The organism is Streptomyces sp. NPDC050856, assembly GCF_040653855.1.
Lineage (GTDB): Bacteria > Actinomycetota > Actinomycetes > Streptomycetales > Streptomycetaceae > Streptomyces.
The window spans coordinates 136,004-154,753 of the sequence record NZ_JBFAGV010000008.1; the positions used below are offsets into that span (position 1 = coordinate 136,004).

The 18,750-nt window shown below is 70.4% G+C and carries 16 protein-coding genes; 5 read left to right on the top strand and 11 right to left on the bottom strand.

The genetic code is table 11. The features are described from left to right. Positions 1 to 161 precede the first annotated feature (161 nt). On the top strand, positions 162 to 1,691 hold the full coding sequence (locus AB0H53_RS10585; RefSeq protein WP_362109677.1) for a UDP-N-acetylglucosamine 1-carboxyvinyltransferase: 1,530 nt from the start codon (positions 162 to 164) through the stop codon (positions 1,689 to 1,691). A gap of 341 nt (positions 1,692 to 2,032) precedes the next feature. On the opposite strand, the gene AB0H53_RS10590 is transcribed toward AB0H53_RS10585, so the two are convergent. The 3 genes from AB0H53_RS10590 to AB0H53_RS10600 form a co-directional block, all read right to left on the bottom strand. Then, positions 2,033 to 2,266, bottom strand: coding sequence for a hypothetical protein (locus tag AB0H53_RS10590; protein WP_362109679.1), 234 nt, complete (start codon positions 2,264 to 2,266; stop codon positions 2,033 to 2,035). A gap of 67 nt (positions 2,267 to 2,333) precedes the next feature. After that, positions 2,334 to 2,810, bottom strand: coding sequence for a site-specific integrase (locus tag AB0H53_RS10595; RefSeq protein WP_362109680.1), 477 nt, complete (start codon positions 2,808 to 2,810; stop codon positions 2,334 to 2,336). Positions 2,811 to 3,859: 1,049 nt separating this feature from the next. Then, positions 3,860 to 4,696: an Eco29kI family restriction endonuclease gene (locus tag AB0H53_RS10600; protein ID WP_362109682.1), complete on the bottom strand. Its 837-nt coding sequence runs from the start codon at positions 4,694 to 4,696 to the stop codon at positions 3,860 to 3,862. A gap of 115 nt (positions 4,697 to 4,811) precedes the next feature. Between AB0H53_RS10600 and AB0H53_RS10605 the strand changes: the two genes are divergently transcribed. Together AB0H53_RS10605 and AB0H53_RS10610 are read left to right on the top strand one after the other, a co-directional pair. Next, positions 4,812 to 6,206: a DNA cytosine methyltransferase gene (locus tag AB0H53_RS10605; RefSeq protein WP_362109684.1), complete on the top strand. Its 1,395-nt coding sequence runs from the start codon at positions 4,812 to 4,814 to the stop codon at positions 6,204 to 6,206. A gap of 140 nt (positions 6,207 to 6,346) precedes the next feature. Beyond that, on the top strand, positions 6,347 to 7,021 hold the full coding sequence (locus AB0H53_RS10610) for a very short patch repair endonuclease (protein ID WP_362109686.1): 675 nt from the start codon (positions 6,347 to 6,349) through the stop codon (positions 7,019 to 7,021). On the opposite strand, the gene AB0H53_RS10615 is transcribed toward AB0H53_RS10610, so the two are convergent. The 6 genes from AB0H53_RS10615 to AB0H53_RS10640 all read right to left on the bottom strand — a co-directional run bounded on the left by AB0H53_RS10615 (position 7,002) and on the right by AB0H53_RS10640 (position 14,946). Beyond that, entirely contained in the window at positions 7,002 to 7,682 is a 681-nt protein-coding gene (locus tag AB0H53_RS10615) for a hypothetical protein (RefSeq protein ID WP_362109688.1), read from the bottom strand. The two genes, AB0H53_RS10610 and AB0H53_RS10615, sit on opposite strands and share 20 nt — an antisense overlap. A 272-nt stretch (positions 7,683 to 7,954) precedes the next feature. Continuing rightward, positions 7,955 to 9,319 carry an RNA polymerase subunit sigma-70 gene (locus tag AB0H53_RS10620; protein ID WP_362109690.1) on the bottom strand — a complete coding sequence of 455 codons (1,365 nt, stop codon included), beginning with the start codon at positions 9,317 to 9,319 and terminating at the stop codon, positions 7,955 to 7,957. 8 nt (positions 9,320 to 9,327) lie between these two features. Then, positions 9,328 to 9,927, bottom strand: a complete 600-nt coding sequence (locus AB0H53_RS10625) for a hypothetical protein (RefSeq protein ID WP_362109692.1) — start codon at positions 9,925 to 9,927, stop codon at positions 9,328 to 9,330. Continuing rightward, positions 9,924 to 11,588 (bottom strand): DEAD/DEAH box helicase family protein, encoded by a 1,665-nt coding sequence (locus tag AB0H53_RS10630; protein WP_362109694.1) that lies wholly within the window; start codon positions 11,586 to 11,588, stop codon positions 9,924 to 9,926. The genes AB0H53_RS10625 and AB0H53_RS10630 overlap by 4 nt, the downstream gene beginning before the upstream one ends. Then, complete coding sequence (locus tag AB0H53_RS10635; protein ID WP_362109696.1) at positions 11,585 to 13,933, bottom strand: ATP-binding protein; 2,349 nt, start codon at positions 13,931 to 13,933, stop codon at positions 11,585 to 11,587. Before AB0H53_RS10635 ends, AB0H53_RS10630 begins: the two co-directional genes overlap by 4 nt. A gap of 134 nt (positions 13,934 to 14,067) precedes the next feature. Further along, positions 14,068 to 14,946, bottom strand: a complete 879-nt coding sequence (locus AB0H53_RS10640) for a TIGR02391 family protein (protein ID WP_362109698.1) — start codon at positions 14,944 to 14,946, stop codon at positions 14,068 to 14,070. 88 nt (positions 14,947 to 15,034) lie between these two features. Here AB0H53_RS10640 and AB0H53_RS10645 point away from each other — a divergent pair, with 88 nt between their 5' ends. Continuing rightward, positions 15,035 to 15,391, top strand: a complete 357-nt coding sequence (locus AB0H53_RS10645) for a tetratricopeptide repeat protein (RefSeq protein ID WP_362109700.1) — start codon at positions 15,035 to 15,037, stop codon at positions 15,389 to 15,391. Positions 15,392 to 15,758: 367 nt separating this feature from the next. Next, positions 15,759 to 16,679, top strand: a complete 921-nt coding sequence (locus AB0H53_RS10650) for a polysaccharide pyruvyl transferase family protein (RefSeq protein WP_362109702.1) — start codon at positions 15,759 to 15,761, stop codon at positions 16,677 to 16,679. Positions 16,680 to 16,852: 173 nt separating this feature from the next. Here AB0H53_RS10650 and AB0H53_RS10655 read toward each other — a convergent pair whose 3' ends face one another. Then, positions 16,853 to 17,587: a GntR family transcriptional regulator gene (locus AB0H53_RS10655; protein ID WP_362109704.1), complete on the bottom strand. Its 735-nt coding sequence runs from the start codon at positions 17,585 to 17,587 to the stop codon at positions 16,853 to 16,855. Between the two features lie 160 nt (positions 17,588 to 17,747). Beyond that, positions 17,748 to 18,749 carry a proline racemase family protein gene (locus AB0H53_RS10660; protein WP_362109706.1) on the bottom strand — a complete coding sequence of 334 codons (1,002 nt, stop codon included), beginning with the start codon at positions 18,747 to 18,749 and terminating at the stop codon, positions 17,748 to 17,750. Position 18,750 lies beyond the last annotated feature (1 nt).

Sequence of the window (18,750 nt, forward strand, 5' to 3'; positions counted from 1 at the left end):
GACGATCGGGACAAAGGGACAGGCGGCCCGCGACTGGGACCGGACGGAGACCGATGGGCCGCGGAGCGGGCACGCTGTTCACAGCGGCGAACTGTCGACCCGTCACCCCAATGGCCTACCCCCACGCGCACCTCATCTCATATTTGAGATAACCTGACGCCATGGCAGACGACTACCTCGTACGCATCGGCAAGCTCATCCGTGATGCCCGTCAACACCGAGGGTGGACACAGACACAGCTCGCCGAGGCGCTGGCCACCAGCCAGAGCGCCGTCAACCGCATCGAACGCGGCAACCAGAACATCAGCCTTGAGATGATTGCCCGGATCGGCGAGGCGCTGGACAGCGAGATCGTGTCGCTGGGTTACGCCGGGCCGATGCACCTGCGAGTGGTCGGCGGTCGCCGACTGTCCGGTGCCATCGACGTCAAGACCAGCAAGAACGCGTGTGTGGCGCTGCTGTGCGCGTCACTGCTCAACAAGGGCCGCACGGTGCTCAGGCGGGTCGCCCGCATCGAGGAGGTCTACCGGCTCCTGGAGGTCCTCAACTCCATCGGCGTGCGGACCCGCTGGGTCAACGACGGCATGGACCTGGAGATCGTCCCGCCGGCACACCTGGACATGGAGGCCATCGACGCGGAGGCGGCCCGCCGCACCCGGTCGATCATCATGTTCCTGGGCCCGCTGCTTCACCGGCTGCGGCACTTCAAACTCCCGTACGCGGGCGGCTGCGACCTCGGTACGCGCACGATCGAGCCGCACATGATCGCGCTGCGCCGGTTCGGCCTGGACATCACCGCGACCGAGGGCCTGTACCACGCGGAGGTCGACCGGAGCGTCACGCCGGACCGCCCGATCGTGCTGACCGAGCGCGGCGACACGGTGACGGAGAACGCGCTGCTGGCCGCCGCCCGCCACGACGGCGTCACCGTCATCCGCAACGCCTCGTCCAACTACATGGTGCAGGACCTCTGCTTCTTCCTGGAGGCCCTGGGCGTACGGGTGGACGGCATCGGCACGACGACGCTGACCGTGCACGGCGTCCCGCACATCGACGTGGACGTCGACTACTCGCCCTCCGAGGACCCGGTCGAGGCCATGAGCCTGCTGGCAGCGGCGGTGGTCACCGAGTCGGAGCTGACGATCCGCCGGGTACCGATCGAGTTCCTGGAGATCGAGCTCGCGGTGCTGGAGGAGATGGGTCTCGACCACGACCGCACGGCCGAGTACCCGGCGGACAACGGCCGCACCCGGCTGGTGGACCTGACCGTACGGCCGTCCAAGCTGGAAGCGCCGATCGACAAGATCCACCCCATGCCGTTCCCCGGCCTGAACATCGACAACGTCCCCTTCTTCGCGGCCATCGCGGCCTCCGCGCAGGGCCAGACGCTGATCCACGACTGGGTCTACGACAACCGCGCCATCTACCTCACCGACCTGAACCGCCTCGGCGGACGCCTTCAGCTCCTCGACCCGCACCGCGTCCTGGTGGAGGGCCCGACCCGCTGGCGCGCCGCCGAGATGATGTGCCCGCCGGCCCTGCGCCCGGCGGTGGTGGTGCTGCTGGCGATGATGGCGGCGGAGGGCACGTCCGTGCTGCGCAACGTCTACGTCATCAACCGGGGTTACGAGGACCTGGCGGAGCGCCTGAACTCGGTGGGCGCGCAGATCGAGATCTTCCGGGACATCTGACGCGCGAACGCCGCCGCACCTTGTCCGACCTGCCGTATAGCGGGTCAGGCAGGGGTGCGGCAGCATCCGTGGGACTTCTCCAGGGCATTGGGCTAGTGACGGGCTCCTGCGGGCCGTTCCGGCCCGATGCCTTCACGGCCGTCGTCTCCGCGCCCGAGGCGACGCGAAGATCGCGTCGATGCCGTTCCTGTCCCGTGCTCCGCCCGCGGCAGGAATGGCGAGTACTTCCGCAGTGTGTACCCCGGGTCGGCGTGTCGCAGCCAGCTTGCCAGCGAGACGACCGATTCACCAGCCTCCAGTTCTTCGAAGCGAAGAAGTGACGCAGGGTGTGGAAGCCGTGCTCACGGGACGGCTCCCACACCCGTGCCCCGGTGGCCGCAGCGCTCTCCCTGAGTGGCGGTCACCCCCGCCTTGGCGAGGGCGGGCTTCCACGCGACGGAGTTGAAGTAGTGCCGGTTGACGGCCTTCCTCTCCCGTCCGGTCACCAGGAGGTCGTACGTCCTCGGCCGCCGATGCTTCGCCTCCACCGGTGACTCGGGAGGAGTGGGGTCGTCCCACGGCAGCGTGACCGGCACAGGAGGGAACCGCTCCATGTGCTCCCGGACCGCCCGCGCCACACTCGGCGGCAGTGTGACACATCCCTCACCTTGCGGCCCTTCCGCAACGCGAAGCCAGCTTCGCCCGCACCATCTTGACCTGCCGCCGAACGTGGACAACCTCCTTGTCGAAGTCGATGTCCTCGACGGCGAGCCCGAGAGCCTCCCCTTGCCGGAGCCCGAGTCCCGTGCCGACCACGACCAGGAGGCGGTAGTGGTACGGCAGCGCCTCAGGCACCGCCAGAACCCGCTCGGGCGGCCACGCCTCGACCCTGCCAGGCGCCGCTTTGGGCGGCCCCACCGTGCTGGACCGGCACAGGTTATGCCCGATGCGCCGGTCTTCGACGGCGGCCTGGAGGACGCTGGACAGCGTCGCCCAGACGAGACGGATGGATGTCGGTCCGAGGTCCTTCTCCAGGCGCTTGTTCCAATGGTGCAGCACTTCCGCGCTGATGCCGTTGAGCGGCTGGGACCCGAGGTGCGGAAGGACGTGGCGACGCACCCGCTGCTCGATGCGCTCCATGGTGGACGGGTCGCCACATCCGCACCGGCCGCCTGACCGTCCACCCGCATGCCCACGACGGATTCATCGCCATCGCCGTCGGCACCTACAACGCCGAGGGCGGCAACACCGTCTTCCTCCACGGCGAGGACCACCTCCGCGGCGTCACCGACGCCTACGAGGCCCCCGCCGCCGGCATCGCCGCCTTCCAGAGAATCTACGGCCCCGCCGTCCGACCCGGCCCCGCCCCGCCACCAGCGCCGAGCGCTAGGCCACCGACGCCCTCAAGCCGCTCCCCTCCCCTGTCACGGAGGCGACCCTGCGCCGCGCCTCCCGGTCACGTCCCACCCTCACGTCCACCGAGCCCGCGGCCATCCAGGACCACGAGGAACGCCTCGACACGTTCGTCGAGACCCACCGCGACTGGGAGAAGTACCGCACCCGGGACGACGACCGCTCCTACGCCAACCACGAGTCGCTCACCCTGCGCGCCGAGCTCGACCACGAGGCCGCCTGGCGGATCGCCGCCTAGGCCTCACCCGTCGGCGACTCGTCTGGCACGCCAGCGCCACCACCACCGCCCCTGTCGCCCTCGTCCGCGACCTCCTCGAGAACGCCGCCGACCACCTCGCCCCCACCCCGCACGCCCCCGCCACCCTCGACGACCGCGTCGCCCGGGCCACTGGCTCTCTCGCCGACGCCGGCTGGCGCCGGCGGACCGACACCCGATGGATCGCCTGGACCGCCCCCGACGACACCCACGGCCTCCGTCTCGACACCTACGCGGTCACCCGCCCCAACCAGGGGCTCCGCGGCTGGACCGCGTGGCGTCGCACTACCACCGACCGACCCGCCTGGGCAGTAGCCCTCTCCACCGACGCGCCCTTCGACATCCTCGAGGACGTCGCCTTCATCCTGTCCCTCGCTGTCACGCTGCGGCCGTCGGTCACCTCGAGGGTTGCGTCGACGCCGCCGGGGCCGAGGCAGGTGACCGAGGCTCCCGCGAGGCGGCCGCTGTCGGGCTAGTGAGGGTCTTCGGGCTGTCGGGTCGCAGCCTGCCTTCCGGGCCCCTACTCGGTGTCTTCGACGTCCTCCGAGGTGAGCGGTGCGGCGGACTTCTCCGGTTCCTGGTCGATCACGTCCCCGGCTCGGTAGTACCGCGACGCGCTCTTGTAGTGCTGGTCCTCCTCGTACATGATCACGTAGTTGAGGAGGGCGGTGATCTGCCAGGAGGCCGGCAGGGCGGCGGACGCGACTCGCAGCGCCTCGTCCGCGGTGGGTTCCCCGTCCGGGACCCGCAGGGTCGTGTCTCCGGGGTCGACGGGCTCCGCGTAGCGGAAGTTGTACGGCAGTGCGGTTTTCAGGCTCCTCAGGTACGAGCGCAGGTCCACCTCTCCCACCGGGAGGCCGTGGAGTCGCGCCTCGAGGTTGATCGGGTACTGGACATCGAAGTGGTCCTTCTTGAGGACCGTCCGATCCCGCCTCCGCCCCGGGTCCTTGCTCCCGAACCCGCTGTTGTTCCAGGGGATTCCGCCCCTGCTCCGGTGGTGGTTGATGAGGAGCTGTTCCGGCGCCAGCGCCGAGAAGTCCTCGTCTACGTACAGGCAGCGGAACGAGATGTCCGCCGGGTCGATGTTGCGGCGGCCGGAGAGCTTGCGCAGGTGGTTGCGGAGCCGCCCGGGCAGCCCTTTGTGCCGCTGGTCAGCCTTGCCCACATAGACGAGCGACCCCTTGTGGTAGAGCTGGTACACGCCCGGGCGTTCCTCCAGCGCTGCGAGGTTCCGCTCGCTCAGCTCGGCGCTCTCGAGCCTCTCCAGCGCCTCGGCGAGCTGGTCTCCGAGCGCCTTGGTGATGCTCAGGCGGAAGTGGTCGTGGAACTCCCCGCAGCCGTCCATGCTCTGCCTCATCGTTCTCTTTCCTCGCGCAAGGGTCGCGGGGACACTCTATGAGGTTGCACACGTCTCGCTCACTCGTTCGAGTGAAGTGCACTAAGAGTCCGCTATTCCGCGGTACGATTCGGCCATGGGTGACCAGCCAGAAGAGACCAAGATCCCGCGCGACCGGACGAGCGTGGAGCTGTTCGCGGGCGGTGGCGGCCTCGCGATGGGGGTGCACCGCGCGGGGTTCCGCCCGCTCCTGTTCAACGAGTTCAACAATCGCGCCTGTGAGACCCTGCTCGCCAGCGCCGGCCGGGTGCTCGGCGACTCCGGGCTCGTCCTGACCCGGGACACCGCGCCGGTCCCCCCGGCCCCCGGCGAGCCCGCGCCCCTGTACCCGGGCGACGTGAGGGAGCTCGACCTCCGCAAGTTCGACGGCGAGGTCGACGTCCTGGCTGGCGGCCCGCCCTGCCAGCCGTTCAGCGCCGGCGGCGTCGCCAAGGGGGACGAGGACAGGCGGAACATGTTCCCCGCCGTCTTCAACGCCGTCCGTGAGATGCGACCCAAGGCCGTGATCTGCGAGAATGTCCGGGGACTCCTCCGGCCCTCGTTCGCCGGCTATTTCGAGTACATCAAGAACGAGCTGCGCCTGCCCTTCATGGAGCGCGACCCCCGGCGGATCTGGCAGGAGCACAACCGCGCGCTGATGGAGGCCCTGGGCGACCCTGACCCGGCGTCCCACGGCCTGGACGTCGACGGTGGCCTCCCGGCCGGGGACCGCGACCCCGACCGCTACAGGGTGATCGCCTTCCCCGTCAACGCCGCCGACTACGGCGTTCCGCAGGTGCGCAACCGGGTGGTCATCGTCGCCTTCCGGGCCGACCTCGGCGTCGACGTCGTCCGGGACTTCGCCCACGAGGTCGGAGCCCGCCCCTTCTCCCAGGCAGCCCTCTTCCGCTCCATGCGGGACGGGTCCTACTGGGACCGCCACCGCGACGTCCCGCCCCACGTCAGGGAGCGCGTCATGGCGCGCCTGCCCCGGGACGTCAAGGACGACGGCCGGCGACCGTGGCTCACCTTCCGGGACGCGATCAAGGGTTTCCGCGCCGACGGCGAACGGCTTCGCCCGCTGCCCAAGGTCGACCTCTCGCGACTCGACGAGAAGTACGACTTCGGCGAGGGCCGCTTCCCCGGGCACATCGGCTGGCCCGGCGCCCGGATCTACAAGGGACACACTCCCAATGAGCTGGATCGCCCCGCCAAGACGGTGAAGGCCGGGGTCCACGGTGTGCCGGGCGGCGAGTCCGTCATGGAGCTCGACGATCGCGTCGAGGACCCGTCCGCCCCGGGCGGCTGGCGCCACCAGCACCGGTACATGACCGTCCGCGAGACGGCCCGTGTGATGACCTTCCCCGACGAGTGGGTCGGCTGCGGCCCGCGCGGCGAGCAGATGCGGCAGCTCGGCAACGCGGTCCCGGTGGTCCTTGGTGAGTTCTTCGCCCGGTCGGTCTCGCACGCCTTGGACGCGGCCGGCCAGTGACGCCCACGACCCGGCCGGCCGAGCGCGCCGGACGCTGGAAGGAGAGCCTCCCTCCCGAGCGCGCCTACAAGCGACGGGCTGGGGCGGCCGCGCCAGCCGTGGAGCAGGACCGCGCCGCCGGGGGACGCCACCGCCGCTCGGTGGACCTTGGTGACGGCCGCTACGCGCGCGCCTCCATCGCGTTGAAGCTCTACCGGCGCACGCGGCGCATCCGCGCCTACCTCCGCTGGTCATGCGATGGTGCCACGCGCGAGCGTTACGTCTGCGAGGTCGACCACCCCACCCGGGGCGAGAACTTGGCCGAGGCGTGGCGCCAGGCCCGGCTGATGGGTCTGGTCACAGATCCTCCGCCGCCCGAGGGCTCCACGGCGTCCTCCGACGCCGTCCGGGCTGTCATGCGGGCCAACCGTGGGAAGGACACCGGCCCGGAACTGGCCCTGCGCAGGCTTCTACACGCGAGCGGCCTGCGCTACCGGGTGGACGCCCGCCCGGTGCCCGAGGTCCGGCGCAGGGCTGACCTGGTGTTTCCCGGCGTCAGGGTGGCGGTCTTCGTCGACGGCTGCTTTTGGCACGGCTGCCCGGAGCACTACCGGCCCGCGACCCGCAACGCCGAGTTCTGGCGGGAGAAGATCGAGAGCAACAGGAGAAGGGACCGCGAGACGAACGAGATCCTGCGAGCGGCCGGTTGGAGCGTGATCCGCGTGTGGGAGCACGAGACCCCGGAGACGGCGGCTGAGGTGGTCTCGCGGGAGGTGCGGGCCCGGCGATCGGGTTCCGGGCCCTCGCCCTCTCTCGCTACAGGGGACGGCCGATGAGCAGGTCGTCCACGGCGTCCGCCAGCCGCCGCAGTACGACCTTCCCGTCTTCGGTGCTCACCGCCATGACCTTCTCGCCCAGGTTGAGACCGGCTTGGGCGAGAAGGCTCACGGGCAGTTGGAGGGTGCAGTCCTCCTGGATGACCACTTCCTGCGGGTCTTGGACACACGGACAGTGTCCCACTGCCCTGTGGCGGGTCGCCTCCCGGACGTGCCTGTCAGAGGTGGGCGAATTGAGGCTGGCCGATGCAGCCATCGGTGAACACTGGGTAGACCTTGAGGAACGCGATCGCCTCCCTGCCTCATCGCCTGTCCGCAGCCGGCGAACGTCCTTGGTGACGCCGGTCAGGCGCCGCATCACGTCCTCCTGGCTCTCCTCACGGATCCTGCCCTGCTCGTCGGCCGTCGGGACGTCCAGGCGCAGCTCGTCGCCCAGTCGGTTCCCGGCGTCGGCGATGTAGTGGACGGGGCGATCGCCGCTGATGATCCGCACGGCTGTGACCATGTTGGCAACGGCGCTCCGGACGACCTCCGCGTTCGGCTGGTCGTTGAGTACCCCCATGCGCCGCCCGTCCGTCGAGACGTGCTCCGCCCGCCATGGTCCGGAACCGTCGTCCCACTGCCCGCGCGTCCGGTACTCCTCTCCGCCGTGCCAGGACACGTGTTTTCCTCCCCTTGCCCTCCGGCACCTCGCGCAGGTGGACGGGGAGCATCGGCAGGGTGACGGTAGGGCGGAGGTCTTCGGCGTCGCGCCAGGTCGTGCTGCCGTCCCTGTGGTTGAAGACGAAGACCGCTGTCGAAGACGTCGGCGGGGGGCCGCTTGTGCAGGACGACCCACGCATCGCCGGTGCTCGCCAATGTGACGTGCGCGTCAGGGACAACCTCGTCGTAGCGCATGGTCACTTCTGTCCTTGCCTTCGGATTTCACTTCTGTCATGTCATCAGCCGGACGCTGGGCTCGCACGGCGTTTGGTCAACTCCACACGGGAAGTCCATCAGAGCGGCCTGACACTCGCCTGGCGCGCAGCCGTGGCGCACTCGTGCGGTGCCCGCAGCGAGGTCGAGGATCACGGCGAGGACACAGCCCTCCACGGCGCCGAGCTCGATGGCGTGACGGCGGAGGGTGGAGACCTGCGCGAAGCTGGCGACGCGGGTGACAGTGAGCGGCGCGTGCCCTCCGGCCGTGGCGAACGTGCGGCGCATGGGGGTCTGTCGCAGCCCCAGCCTCCAGGTTAGCCACGAGTGCACCCGGACACCGCTGCCGCGGAGGACGTCCGGGTCGACCGGGATCCGCACACCGAGGACATCGCCGTGGACGGCCATCGAGGCCGGCCTGGGCGGTTCGGGCTCCTCGATCGGTTGGGCACCTCGCGCGACGAGGTCGATCAAGCCGTCAGGCGTCCTTCCGATCTGGTCGCTGAGGAGGCACTGCCGGAGCCTTGACGCGCTCACCGGGTACACCTGCCTGACCCGTGAGAAGAGGGCCCTCTGGGTCATGGGCCCCTGCTCGGTGACCACCGCCACCACCGCCTCGATGGCGTTGCCGTACGGGGCGCCACGCAGGTGCGACCACTCCGCCAGGGCCCACGTGCCCTCCGGCCGGACTTGGACGAAGCGGTCGTCGCGTCGCAGCCCTTCTCGGGCCGCTGCGACGGACGTCACCCCCATGGGTTCGACCAGCTCCTCCGCCCGGCAGGGGCGTCCGGCGTCCAGGAGGTGGAGGTACGCGGAGTCGCGCCTTCTCACCTTGCGGCGGACCCAGTGGCCGGCCGCGTCGCGGACGACTCGCGATCGAGGGTCGTCGAGGAGCGCGGCGACGTTCACACCCTCTGGCACTCCGACGACGCGCGCCTCCTCGTCCAGGTCGTCCCCTCGTACAGGTGCCCTGTCGACCAACCGCAGCAGCCTTCGGTCGAGCTCGTCGGGGTCAGTGGTCCACCAGCCTCGCAGCGAACCCGCCCAGGTCCGCGGGGCGCGCAGACCCGCCTCGAGCAGGAGCACTTCCAGGATTATGTGATCCTCCGCGCGCAGGGCGACCGCGAGATCCTCCCTGCGGACAGCGGCAGCAGCGCCGGCTTGCTGGGCGACTGCGCGCCACGCCGGTGTCACCGAGTCGGCCATGAACGCGAGCTTTCCCTGCCCTTCGCTGATGACCTGGCGGGCCCTCTCTCGAGTCACCCCGAACCTCGCGCCGGCCTCCTCCAGGGAGTGCCCCGCCGCCCTGGCCTCGATGATCCCTCGGGCCCTCTCGTCGAACACCGTGTCCCATGCCTTGGTCAACCACTCCCGCAGCTCCATGACCGCCCCTACATCTCCTGGAAGTAGATGACTCGCACGCCGAGGAACCTGGCCACGCGGTCGTGCAGCGCCTTGGCCTCACGCGTCACGGGAGAGGAGAAGGGCTCGATGACGCAGATCGTCCACGGCGCGGTCTCCCCGTTCGACCGGTCGAGGATCGCGGGCCACAGCAGGTGCTTGAAGCTCCCGCTGGGGCCGGCGACGAAGTGGAGTTCGTCGTCCTCCGCGCCGATCCTGCGGACCTTCGCGCGCATGGGCTTCTGGCGCTTGGAGCGGGGCACGAGCTCCCAGTCGCCGCCCAGGGACTTCTCGATGATCTCCTCGAGCGTCGCGGCCGGCTGGCTAACGTACTTCGCGTACTTGGTCTCACCCCGGAGTGCCCGCGGGTACTCCTTCATCGCGATGTCCTTCAGCCACGGCCGGATGTTCGCGGCGCTGCCCAGGTGCCCGACCAGACGGCCCCCGATCTTCGGGTCGTCGGTCCACCGCTGGTACAGACGCGTGTGCTCGTCGTCGCTCTGGGTGAACCAGTCGGCGTCCGCCGCCTGCGAGTAGACGAGCTTGAGGACGACTTCCTCGACCTCGGTCGGGATGTTGTACTTGCTCACTGGATTCCTTTCGGCATGGGGAACTGAAGACGGACCTCGTCCGCTGCGGTCTCGAGGTCCGCGGCGTCCTGGATCCACATGTCCATGAGGGAGCCGACGGTCTCGTCCTGGAACTCGATCCGCGAGGTGTGCGGGAGTTCCAGGTGCTCGGCCTCCGTGGCCTCCAGGGTCCGGCGCAGGTTGAGGGCCGCTGCGGCGCGGCGGATGTCCGTCACGAAGTCGAGGACCTTGAGCGCCTTCTTGTTGGGACTCAGGCGCAGTCCGCGGCCGAGCTGCTGGACGAAGATCCTTCGACTGTGGGTGACGCGCAGGAAGGCGATCAGGTTGACGTCGGGAACGTCGACGCCCTCGTTGAACACGTCCACGCACGTGATGACAGGCACACGCCCGAGGCGGAACTCGTTCAGCAGGATGTTGCGATGCCGCTTGGGCAAACCGCTATGCAGGTAGGAGGCGTTGACCCACTGCGGGTCGGAGACCGAGAGAAGCTCAGCCATGTGCTCGGCGTGCTCGATCGTCTGGCAGAAGACGATCGAGCGGGGTTCCACTGTCTCCCGCCAGGCGGCCCGCAGGTGCTCCACGATCTCCTCGTCCCTCTGCGGGAGGAAGAGGTGACGGTTCAGGTCCTTGATCGAGTAACCGTGACGGCTGATTTCCCTGACGGCGTCCCAGTCGACCCCGTCGGCGTAGATCCGGTAGTCGACAGCGGACAGGAATCCCTTGGCCATGCCCTCGGCGATACCCATGCTGAAGCTCGGGTAGCCGAAGCGCGCGGTGATGTCGAACTTGTCGCCTCTCCACGGAGTGGCGGTCACTCCGAATTGGGCCGCAGCGGAACACAGATCGAGAAGTCCTGCAAACCTGCCGGTCTCCGCGACGTGGTGGGTCTCATCGATCATGATGAGGTCGGGGCGGTACCCGTTTCGGGCGGCGGAGAGCGCGGACTCGACGGTCGCGACGACCACTCCCTCCAGGTTCCTGGGCTTGTCCTCACCGGTGAGGAGACGGGTGGGGACGGTCTTCGGGATGTGCCGCCACAACGCCTTCTCGAGCTGTTCGACCAGGTCTCGCATGTGCGCCACGACGAGGATCTTCGCCTGCGGCCGAGACGCGAGGAGGTTGCCGATCACCTCCCCGCCCACGACGGTCTTGCCCAGACCCGTCGCCAGCACGAGGAGGGCGGACCCTTCGGCCGCCAGGTCACGCTCGATGGCCCGGACGGCGTCGGCCTGGTAGGGCCTCAGTTCGTACGGGCTGGGCACGCGCTCCGGCATACGTTCGCCGATGGTCTCAAGCGTGGCGCCGTGCCACAGCGCGATGTCGATTCCGACGCCGGCCAGGGCGCGGCGACGTGCCTCGGCCGTGGCGGTGATGTTGGTGTTCGTCGCTAGGACGGCCTTGTCGGCTCGGTAGTGGGTGCGGGCTCGCTCAAGGTCGTCGACGCCAGCGTGGTCCGCCGTGCCGTGCGCCTTCCACTTGCTCTGGAACACCCACTGCTCCCGGTTCCGCACGGCCAGGAGGTCGGCGCCGTGGTCGTTGGCGCCGTCCACGACACGAACGTCGTGGAACCCCAGGTGCCACAGCGTCCTCTCAAGGGCCTTGGTGAGCCCCGCCGGACCTCCGTCGCGAAGCTCGGCGGGGGACAGGAACACCGCGCTCACTCGCCACCGGCCAGCGCGTCGGCGAGAAGGGTGACGCTGAGACGGGCGCGCTGCAACTGGAGGACGGTGGCCTCGTCGGCGAAGGTTCCGATCGTCGCCACGTCGGCCAGGTAGCCGGTGACCAGGGCCAGACTCAGGGAGCGGGCGGCCGGCGACTGCACGGTGGCATACGGCCCCCGGAAGACACGGCCGTCGAGGAACACATCGGGCATGACCTCCACCAGGCGGACCAGGGCCAGCGGGGGAAGGTAGGTGATGAACCCGGCGTCCTCACCGAGGGTTCCGACCGCGCCCACGCGCCCGGACGCGATCATCGACGACTCGATGGCGTGCCGCTCCTCCTCGCTGAGGCGGCCGAACACCTCCCGGTACGCGCCGGTGCGGTTGAGCTCCGCCATCGCGCGGCTGCGGATCTCGTTCAGCAGGTCGCGCGCCTCGGCGCCGACCGTGTTGCCGTCCAACGCACTGTCCTTCAGAGACTCGGCGCGGATGCCGGCGAGGAGCTGAGACGGAGCCCACTGGGAACGCGAGCGGACCTTCAGCAGCGGGGCGAGTTCCACGAGGAGGAGGTCCGCGTAGTCCGCGCCGAACCGCTTGAAGACCTCGTGGTCGGTATCGAGGAAGGCGACGAGCTCGTTGCCCGCGCGCTGGTCGAGGAGGATCGGGACGGCCACGCCCGTGTCGTCGAGGAGGCTCTCGCCGTTCTTCAGCAGCCGCGTCTCCACGTTCAGGTAGCCGAGGGCCGGGTGACCGAACGGACGGCTGAGGTAGGAGTGCCGCGTCGACGCGGCCTCGTAGCGGGCCAGGCGCTCACTGCGGGTCTCGGTCTTCGGCTTCACCACGGTGGGCGCGCCGCCGCCTGCCTCCTGGCCGGGAGCCGGGGTGGCCACAGGGGTGGTGCCGGACGCGGGCGCGTCGGTGGGCACACCGAGGGCGTCCAGGACGGCCTGTTCGTCAGCCTGGCTCGGGACACTGGCCTCGGTCTCGGCCTGCTTGCCCTTGTTCTTGATCTCCTCGTGCTCGAGGACCGCCTGCCACCAGCGCTCGTCGGTCTGGAAGTCCGGGTTGCCCCTCTGAAATTCCTGCCCCCAGCGGCGGGTCTCCTCGTGGATGGGCCTGCGGCCGTCGCCAGGCACCAGACAGCGAAGGCCGGCGTCGCTACGGCGGTATCCCTTGTAGAGCTGGGCCAGGGGGCTGATGTTCTCGGGGTAGCCGAGGGACTCGGCGCGCTTGGGCTGGAGCGGGGCGACGCCACGCAGCAGCTCCACGGCGCTGCGCCAGCTCCGGTCCGCGTACTCGAAGGCGTCCTTCTGGTAGGTGACGGGGACGTGGTCGAGGTGGATCTCGCCGATGATGCGACCGCCCAAGTGGCCAAGGTCCACGGGGTACTCGGGGTCCTCGTTGCCGGGAACGCCGTCGGGGTTGTTCCAGGTGAACAACTGCTTGTCCCAGCGCAGGATCTTTCGGCCGTTACGGAGAAAGTCGATCCCGTAGTCGGTCTTGTGGAGGTAGCGCTGGATGCCGAGCCAGCCCCAGACACGGCGCTTCCGCACCGAGAGCCTGTCACTCCCGCAGTCGGAGCAGACGTCACCCTGGGTCAGCTGCCATTGGCCGCAGTCGGAGCAGGCGAGACCGTCCTGCAGCTCCTCGTCGATCTCGATGTAGGCGGGGATCCGCTCCTTGCCGTTGAACAGCACGGAGCGGTCGTCTCCCCAGCGGCAGTGCCGGACCGGCTTGACCTTGGTGCCGCCCACGTAGAGCTCGAAGCCGCGCGCGTCCAGGATCCACGAGTAGACGGAGCCGAGCACGTTGCGGAGCACCGACCCGTTGCGGCGGAGCCACTCCACGCGCTTCCCGTGCAGCCGGTCGATGATGATCCTCGTCCCGTGCTGGGCGGGGTCGCTCTTCGGCTCGGTGATGTCCGTCGCCTCGAAGTCGTCCTTGATGTGGTCCAGGTCGATCTCGACGCCGATCCACTGGCTGTCACCGGGCCGCGTCGTCAGGACACGGGTGCGCTTGCCGAGGCGAGCCGTGGCCACGTTGAAGCCCATGCCGAACAGGCCGAGCTTGTCGTGCATGTCATTACCGGACCAGCCGGCCCGCACCGCCCGCTCGAGTCGTTCATAGTCCATCCCCCGACCGGTGTCGGTGACCACGAGTTCCCCGCTGGTCGAGGACGGCAGGGAGACGCTGACCTTGTAGCCGTCGGGCCACTCGGCCCCGGACCGGACGATCTCGCTGAAGTCGTCGAAGGAGTTGTCGACGAGCTCGGCCACGCACTGCCACTCGTCGAACTCGATCTCGCCCAGCATGCGGAGCACGCGGGCGGAGGGGGTGATCTTCACTCGGGCTGAAGCCTCTCTCCGGCAGAACCGACACGCTCGGGGCCACTTCTTGCGCCAGCGCACGGCGAAGCGGCCCGACTCGGACGAGTCGCGCGTAAGCCAGAGCGTATACCTGGCCACTGACAACCCGTCTGCTACCGCCAAGTTCCTGCGCGACACCTCTGCGTATGACATGCTGACCGGTTCCGCGGCACGCCTTTGGACATCACCCCCGCAGAAGGACGAGGGGAACCACCCGCAGGGTCCCCGTTGTCGAGGAGTTCCAGCGTGTCTTTCCGCACCTCGAGTTCGGCCGGTGTCATCGCCATGCCGAGAGCCTTGGGGGGCGGAGCTATAAGGCAGCGACTCGCTCTACGGACCGGTTCGGCCGACGGGAACGACTCACGTGTCTTGCGCTCCTTCGCGCGTCGGATCTCGCACTGATCGAGCAGCCGGGCGAAGTAACTGTAAGCCGCCAGACGCTCCATGCCCTCCTGCTCGGTCAGCTCATCGCGGGTGCGTGTCGCAACGTTTCTGACCGCGAGCTTCAGTCCGGTCGCGAGATTGTTGAGCGCTGCGGCCAACGATGCCAGACCTCCGCGCATGCTCTTTGCCGTCTGGTCCTCCGCCGGACCGGGCCAGGCGAGATTGGGCCTGCCAGGATCCGGGACTCCCGCAGAGAGAATCTGCTGCCAGAAAGAGGTGTCGGTCACGTCGTTGCGGCCCAAGCGTTCCTTCCAGTGGACGGTCAGCGCCCCCGACGCCTCGCGCACAGGGCGAACGCCGCCGCGGACCGGCTGGTAGGGATGGCAGCCGGGGGAAGCGAGGGCGGGGGCCGTTTCCACCGAAACGGCCCCGCCTGCCGCGCGTCCACGACGGCGTGCTCCCGTGGACGTGTCCGGTGACGCGTCGCGCCCCGTGCCACACAGTTTCGGCTCCTGGGCGGTATCGGCAAGCAGCGGCCGAACCCCGGGACCTGGCCGCCGCGCGGGCGTTCCGGGGCATTGGTGCGCCGGGTCCGCACCCATCCACATGTAGTGGAATGTTCAACCAACTGTCGCTGTTGAGCCGGGTGTGCCCGTAGCGAGGGCGTGACGACTCCCGAGAGCGAGGCAGGGAACCATGAACGACACCTACTACGGGGCCGGTACAGCCGCCGAGCGCTGGGACCGGGCGCGGCTGTTCTTCGACGCCAAGGAGTACGCCGTCGCTGCGCGCATCCTGTCCGGTCTCGTCGAGGAGGTGCCGGAGCAGGTCGCCCCCCGGCTGTTGCTGGCCCGGGCCTACTACCACTCGGCGCAGCTCGGCAGGGCCGAGACCCAGCTCCGCGCCGTCCTGGAGCGTGACCCGGTGGAGCACTACGCGCGCCTGATGCTGGGCCGCACGCTCCAGCGGCAGGGCCGGGCCGACCAGGCGGCGCCGCACCTGAGGATGGCGGCGGCGATGTCGGGCGACCTCCCCGGCGACCCGAGGGACTGACCGTACCGTGCGGGGGTGCGCCCAGGCGCCCCCGCACGCGGACGCCCCGCACCCCGGACGGTCCCCGCGCCAGCGCGTGCCCGCCACCCCCGCACCGGGTGGTGCCGGGTGCGGGCTGGTTCTCGTCGGCGGGGCCACAGGCACGTACCTCGCGAACGCACCCGACAGCGCCGACCATCTGGGGCCGCGAGGACAACCCGCGCCGGAGGCCGCTCCGGTGGACAGCCGGGGCCGGGAAGCCCACGCTCGTCTTACTGGGCGGGGACCGGAAGCCGCTCGCCTGGCCCGGCGGCCACCCCGGCCGGCGCCGCCGGCGCACGGCGCCGCCGCGCGGCCCGCTCGCCGCTGCCCGGCCAGGAGGGCCGTCATGAGTCGGATTCTGCTCACTGGGTGGTTCAGCTTCTTCCACGGCGAGGTCACCGCCGGGGACGAGCTGGCGCTGCGGCGCGTCCAGGACCTGCTGGACGGCGCGGGGCTGCCCTACGACACCGCGTGGAGCCGTGGATACCGGCCCGGGGAGCTGCACCTGGAGGACCTCTCCCCGCACCGGTACGGGACCCTGGTGTTCGTCTGCGGGCCACTGCACGGCCCGCACATCGAGCAGTTGCACAGCCGGTTCTCGCACTGCGTGCGGATCGCCGTGGGCACGAGCGTCATCGACCCCCGCGCTCCGGCGGTGACCGGTTTCCACCATGTGCTGGCCCGCAGCGGTGGTGACCGGCGGCCGGTGGTCGACCTCGCCGCTTCCGCCGCCGGCAGGCCGGGACCGCCCGTGACCGGGGTGATCCTCACCCAGAGCCAGAAGGAGTACGGCCTCCGCCGTCGGCACGGTGTGATCACCGACGCCCTCCAGCGCTGGCTGTCCGGGAAGGACGTCGCCCAGGTACCCCTGGAGACCCGGCTGGCCAGGGGCGATCCGCGCCACTTCGACACGCCCGAGCAGCTCGGTGCCGTCCTCGCCCGGCTGGACGTAGTGATCACCAACCGGCTGCACGGGCTCGTCCTGGCACTGCGCGCCGGCACCCCGGTCCTCGCTCTGGACCCGGTGCAGGGCGGAGCCAAGGTCACCGCGCAGGCCGAGGCGTGCCAGTGGCCGGCCGTCGTGCCGGCCGAGGCGGCCACCCCTGGTGTCTTCGAGCGCTGGTGGGACTGGTGTCTCGGGCCGGGCCGCGGGTGCGCGGCCGAGCGCCGCCGCTGGTTCCTGGAAGCCCCCGACAGCCGGCTCACCGACCCGCTGCTCGCCCTGCTGACCCGGTCCCGCGCGGGGCACGTGGATCCGTCCGGCTGACCGGCGCCCCGCTACGGCCCACCCGTCCACCGGCTGCCGGGCGCCGGTGCGAGGGGCGCGGCGTGCCCGGCCCCGGCGGGCGACGTGGCGCGGCCGGCTCTCCCCCGGCCAGGTACCGCCCCGCCCGTCACGCGATCCTCGTCAGGGCCTTCCGGTGCCGCTGGACCGGCGCGTCACCGGCCCCGGGCCGGCTGGGCGGTCGCCCGCGCGGGCGGCCGCGCGCGCGGTCCGGGCGGTACGGCGTCCCCGTGGGCCCACAGGGAGCGCACATGGCCCAGGTGGCGGGCCATGCAGGCTTCGGCCGCTCGGGGGTCGCCGTCGAGCATCAGGTCGAGCAGTTCGTGGTGCTCCTGGGCGGAGGCGACCAGCAGGCCGCGCTCGTCCAGGGCCGTCAGGCCGTACAGGCGGGAGCGCTTGCGCAGGTCGCCGACGGTCTCCACCAGGCGGTCATTGCCGGAGAGGGCCAGCAGGGAGAGGTGGAAGCGGCGGTCGGCGTCGAGGTAGCCGATCAGGTCGTGCTCGCGGGCGCTGGTGACGATCTCGTCGGCGACCGGGCGGAGCGCCTCCAGCTGGGCGCGGGTGGCCGTGGCGGTGATCGCGCCGACGGTGGGAACTTCGATGAGCGCCCGTAGCTGGGTGTACTGGTCGAGGTCTCGTTCGCTGACCTCGGTGACCCGGAAGCCCTTGTTGCGCACGGGCTCGACCAGGCCCTCGCGGGCCAGGTCGAGCATCGCCTCGCGCACCGGGGTGGCGGAGATGCCGAAGTCCGCCGCGAGGGCGGGCGCCGAGTAGACCTGGCCCGGCAGGAGTTCGCCGGCGATCAGGGCGGCCCGCAGGGCGTGGGCGACCTGGTCGCGCAACCGCTCCTGGGTGGTGATCAGGCCGTGCTGCTTCAGGTGGCCGCCCATGGCACTCCTCGTGACTGCGTGACTGCTTGCCGGTGTGACTGCGGGACTCGCGTGACCGCGTGACCACGCGTGCCCGCCCGGCCCGGCCGTGCGGCCTCGTGACCGTGGCCGGGTGGCGGGTCGACGTACGATCTCACGGCGCCCGCCGGGCTGTCCGGGGTCACAGCAGGAAGCCGGCCGGGAACGGGTCGGAGGGGTCCAGGAAGTACTGGGCGGTGCCGGTGATCCAGGCCCGGCCGGTGACGGTGGGCACGACGGCGGGCAGGCCGCCCACCGTGGTCTCGCCGACGATCCGGCCGGTGAACTCCGTACCGATGAAGGACTCGTTGACGAAGTCGCGGCCGACCGGCAGTTCGCCGCGGGCGTGGAGCTGGGCCATCCGCGCCGAGGTGCCGGTGCCGCACGGCGAGCGGTCGAACCAGCCGGGGTGGATGGCCATGGCGTGCCGGGAGCGGTGCGCGTCCGAGCCGGGGGCGGCGAGGTAGACGTGCTTGACGCCGCCGATCTCCGGGTTCTCGGGGTGGACGGGCCGGGCGGTGGTGTTGATGGCGTCCATGACGGCGAGCCCGGCCGTCAGCAGGTCGTCCTTGCGGGCCCGGTCGAAGGGCAGGCCGAGGGCGTCGAGCTGGACGACGGCGTAGAAGTTGCCGCCGTACGCCAGGTCGTAGGTGATCGTGCCGTGACCGGGCACTTCCGCCTCGCGGCCGAGGGCGGCGCAGAAGGCGGGGACATTGGTGAGGGTGACGGATGTGGCGGCGCCGTCCTGGACGTGGACGTCGGCGCGCACCAGGCCGGCGGGGGTGTCCAGGCGGACGGTGGTCACCGGTTCGGTGACGGGCACCATGCCGGTCTCCACCAGGACGGTGGCGACACCGATGGTGCCGTGGCCGCACATCGGCAGCAGTCCGGACACCTCGATGAACAGCACGCCGTAGTCGGCGTCGGGGCGGGTGGGCGGCTGGAGTACGGCGCCGCTCATGGCGGCGTGGCCGCGTGGTTCGTACATCAGCAGGGTGCGGACGTGGTCGAGCCGGGCGGCGAAGTGGCGGCGGCGCTCGGCCATGGTGTCGCCGGGGACAGTACCGACGCCGCCGGTGATGACGCGGGTCGGCATGCCCTCGGTGTGCGAGTCGACGGCGTGGTAGACATGCCGGGTACGCATG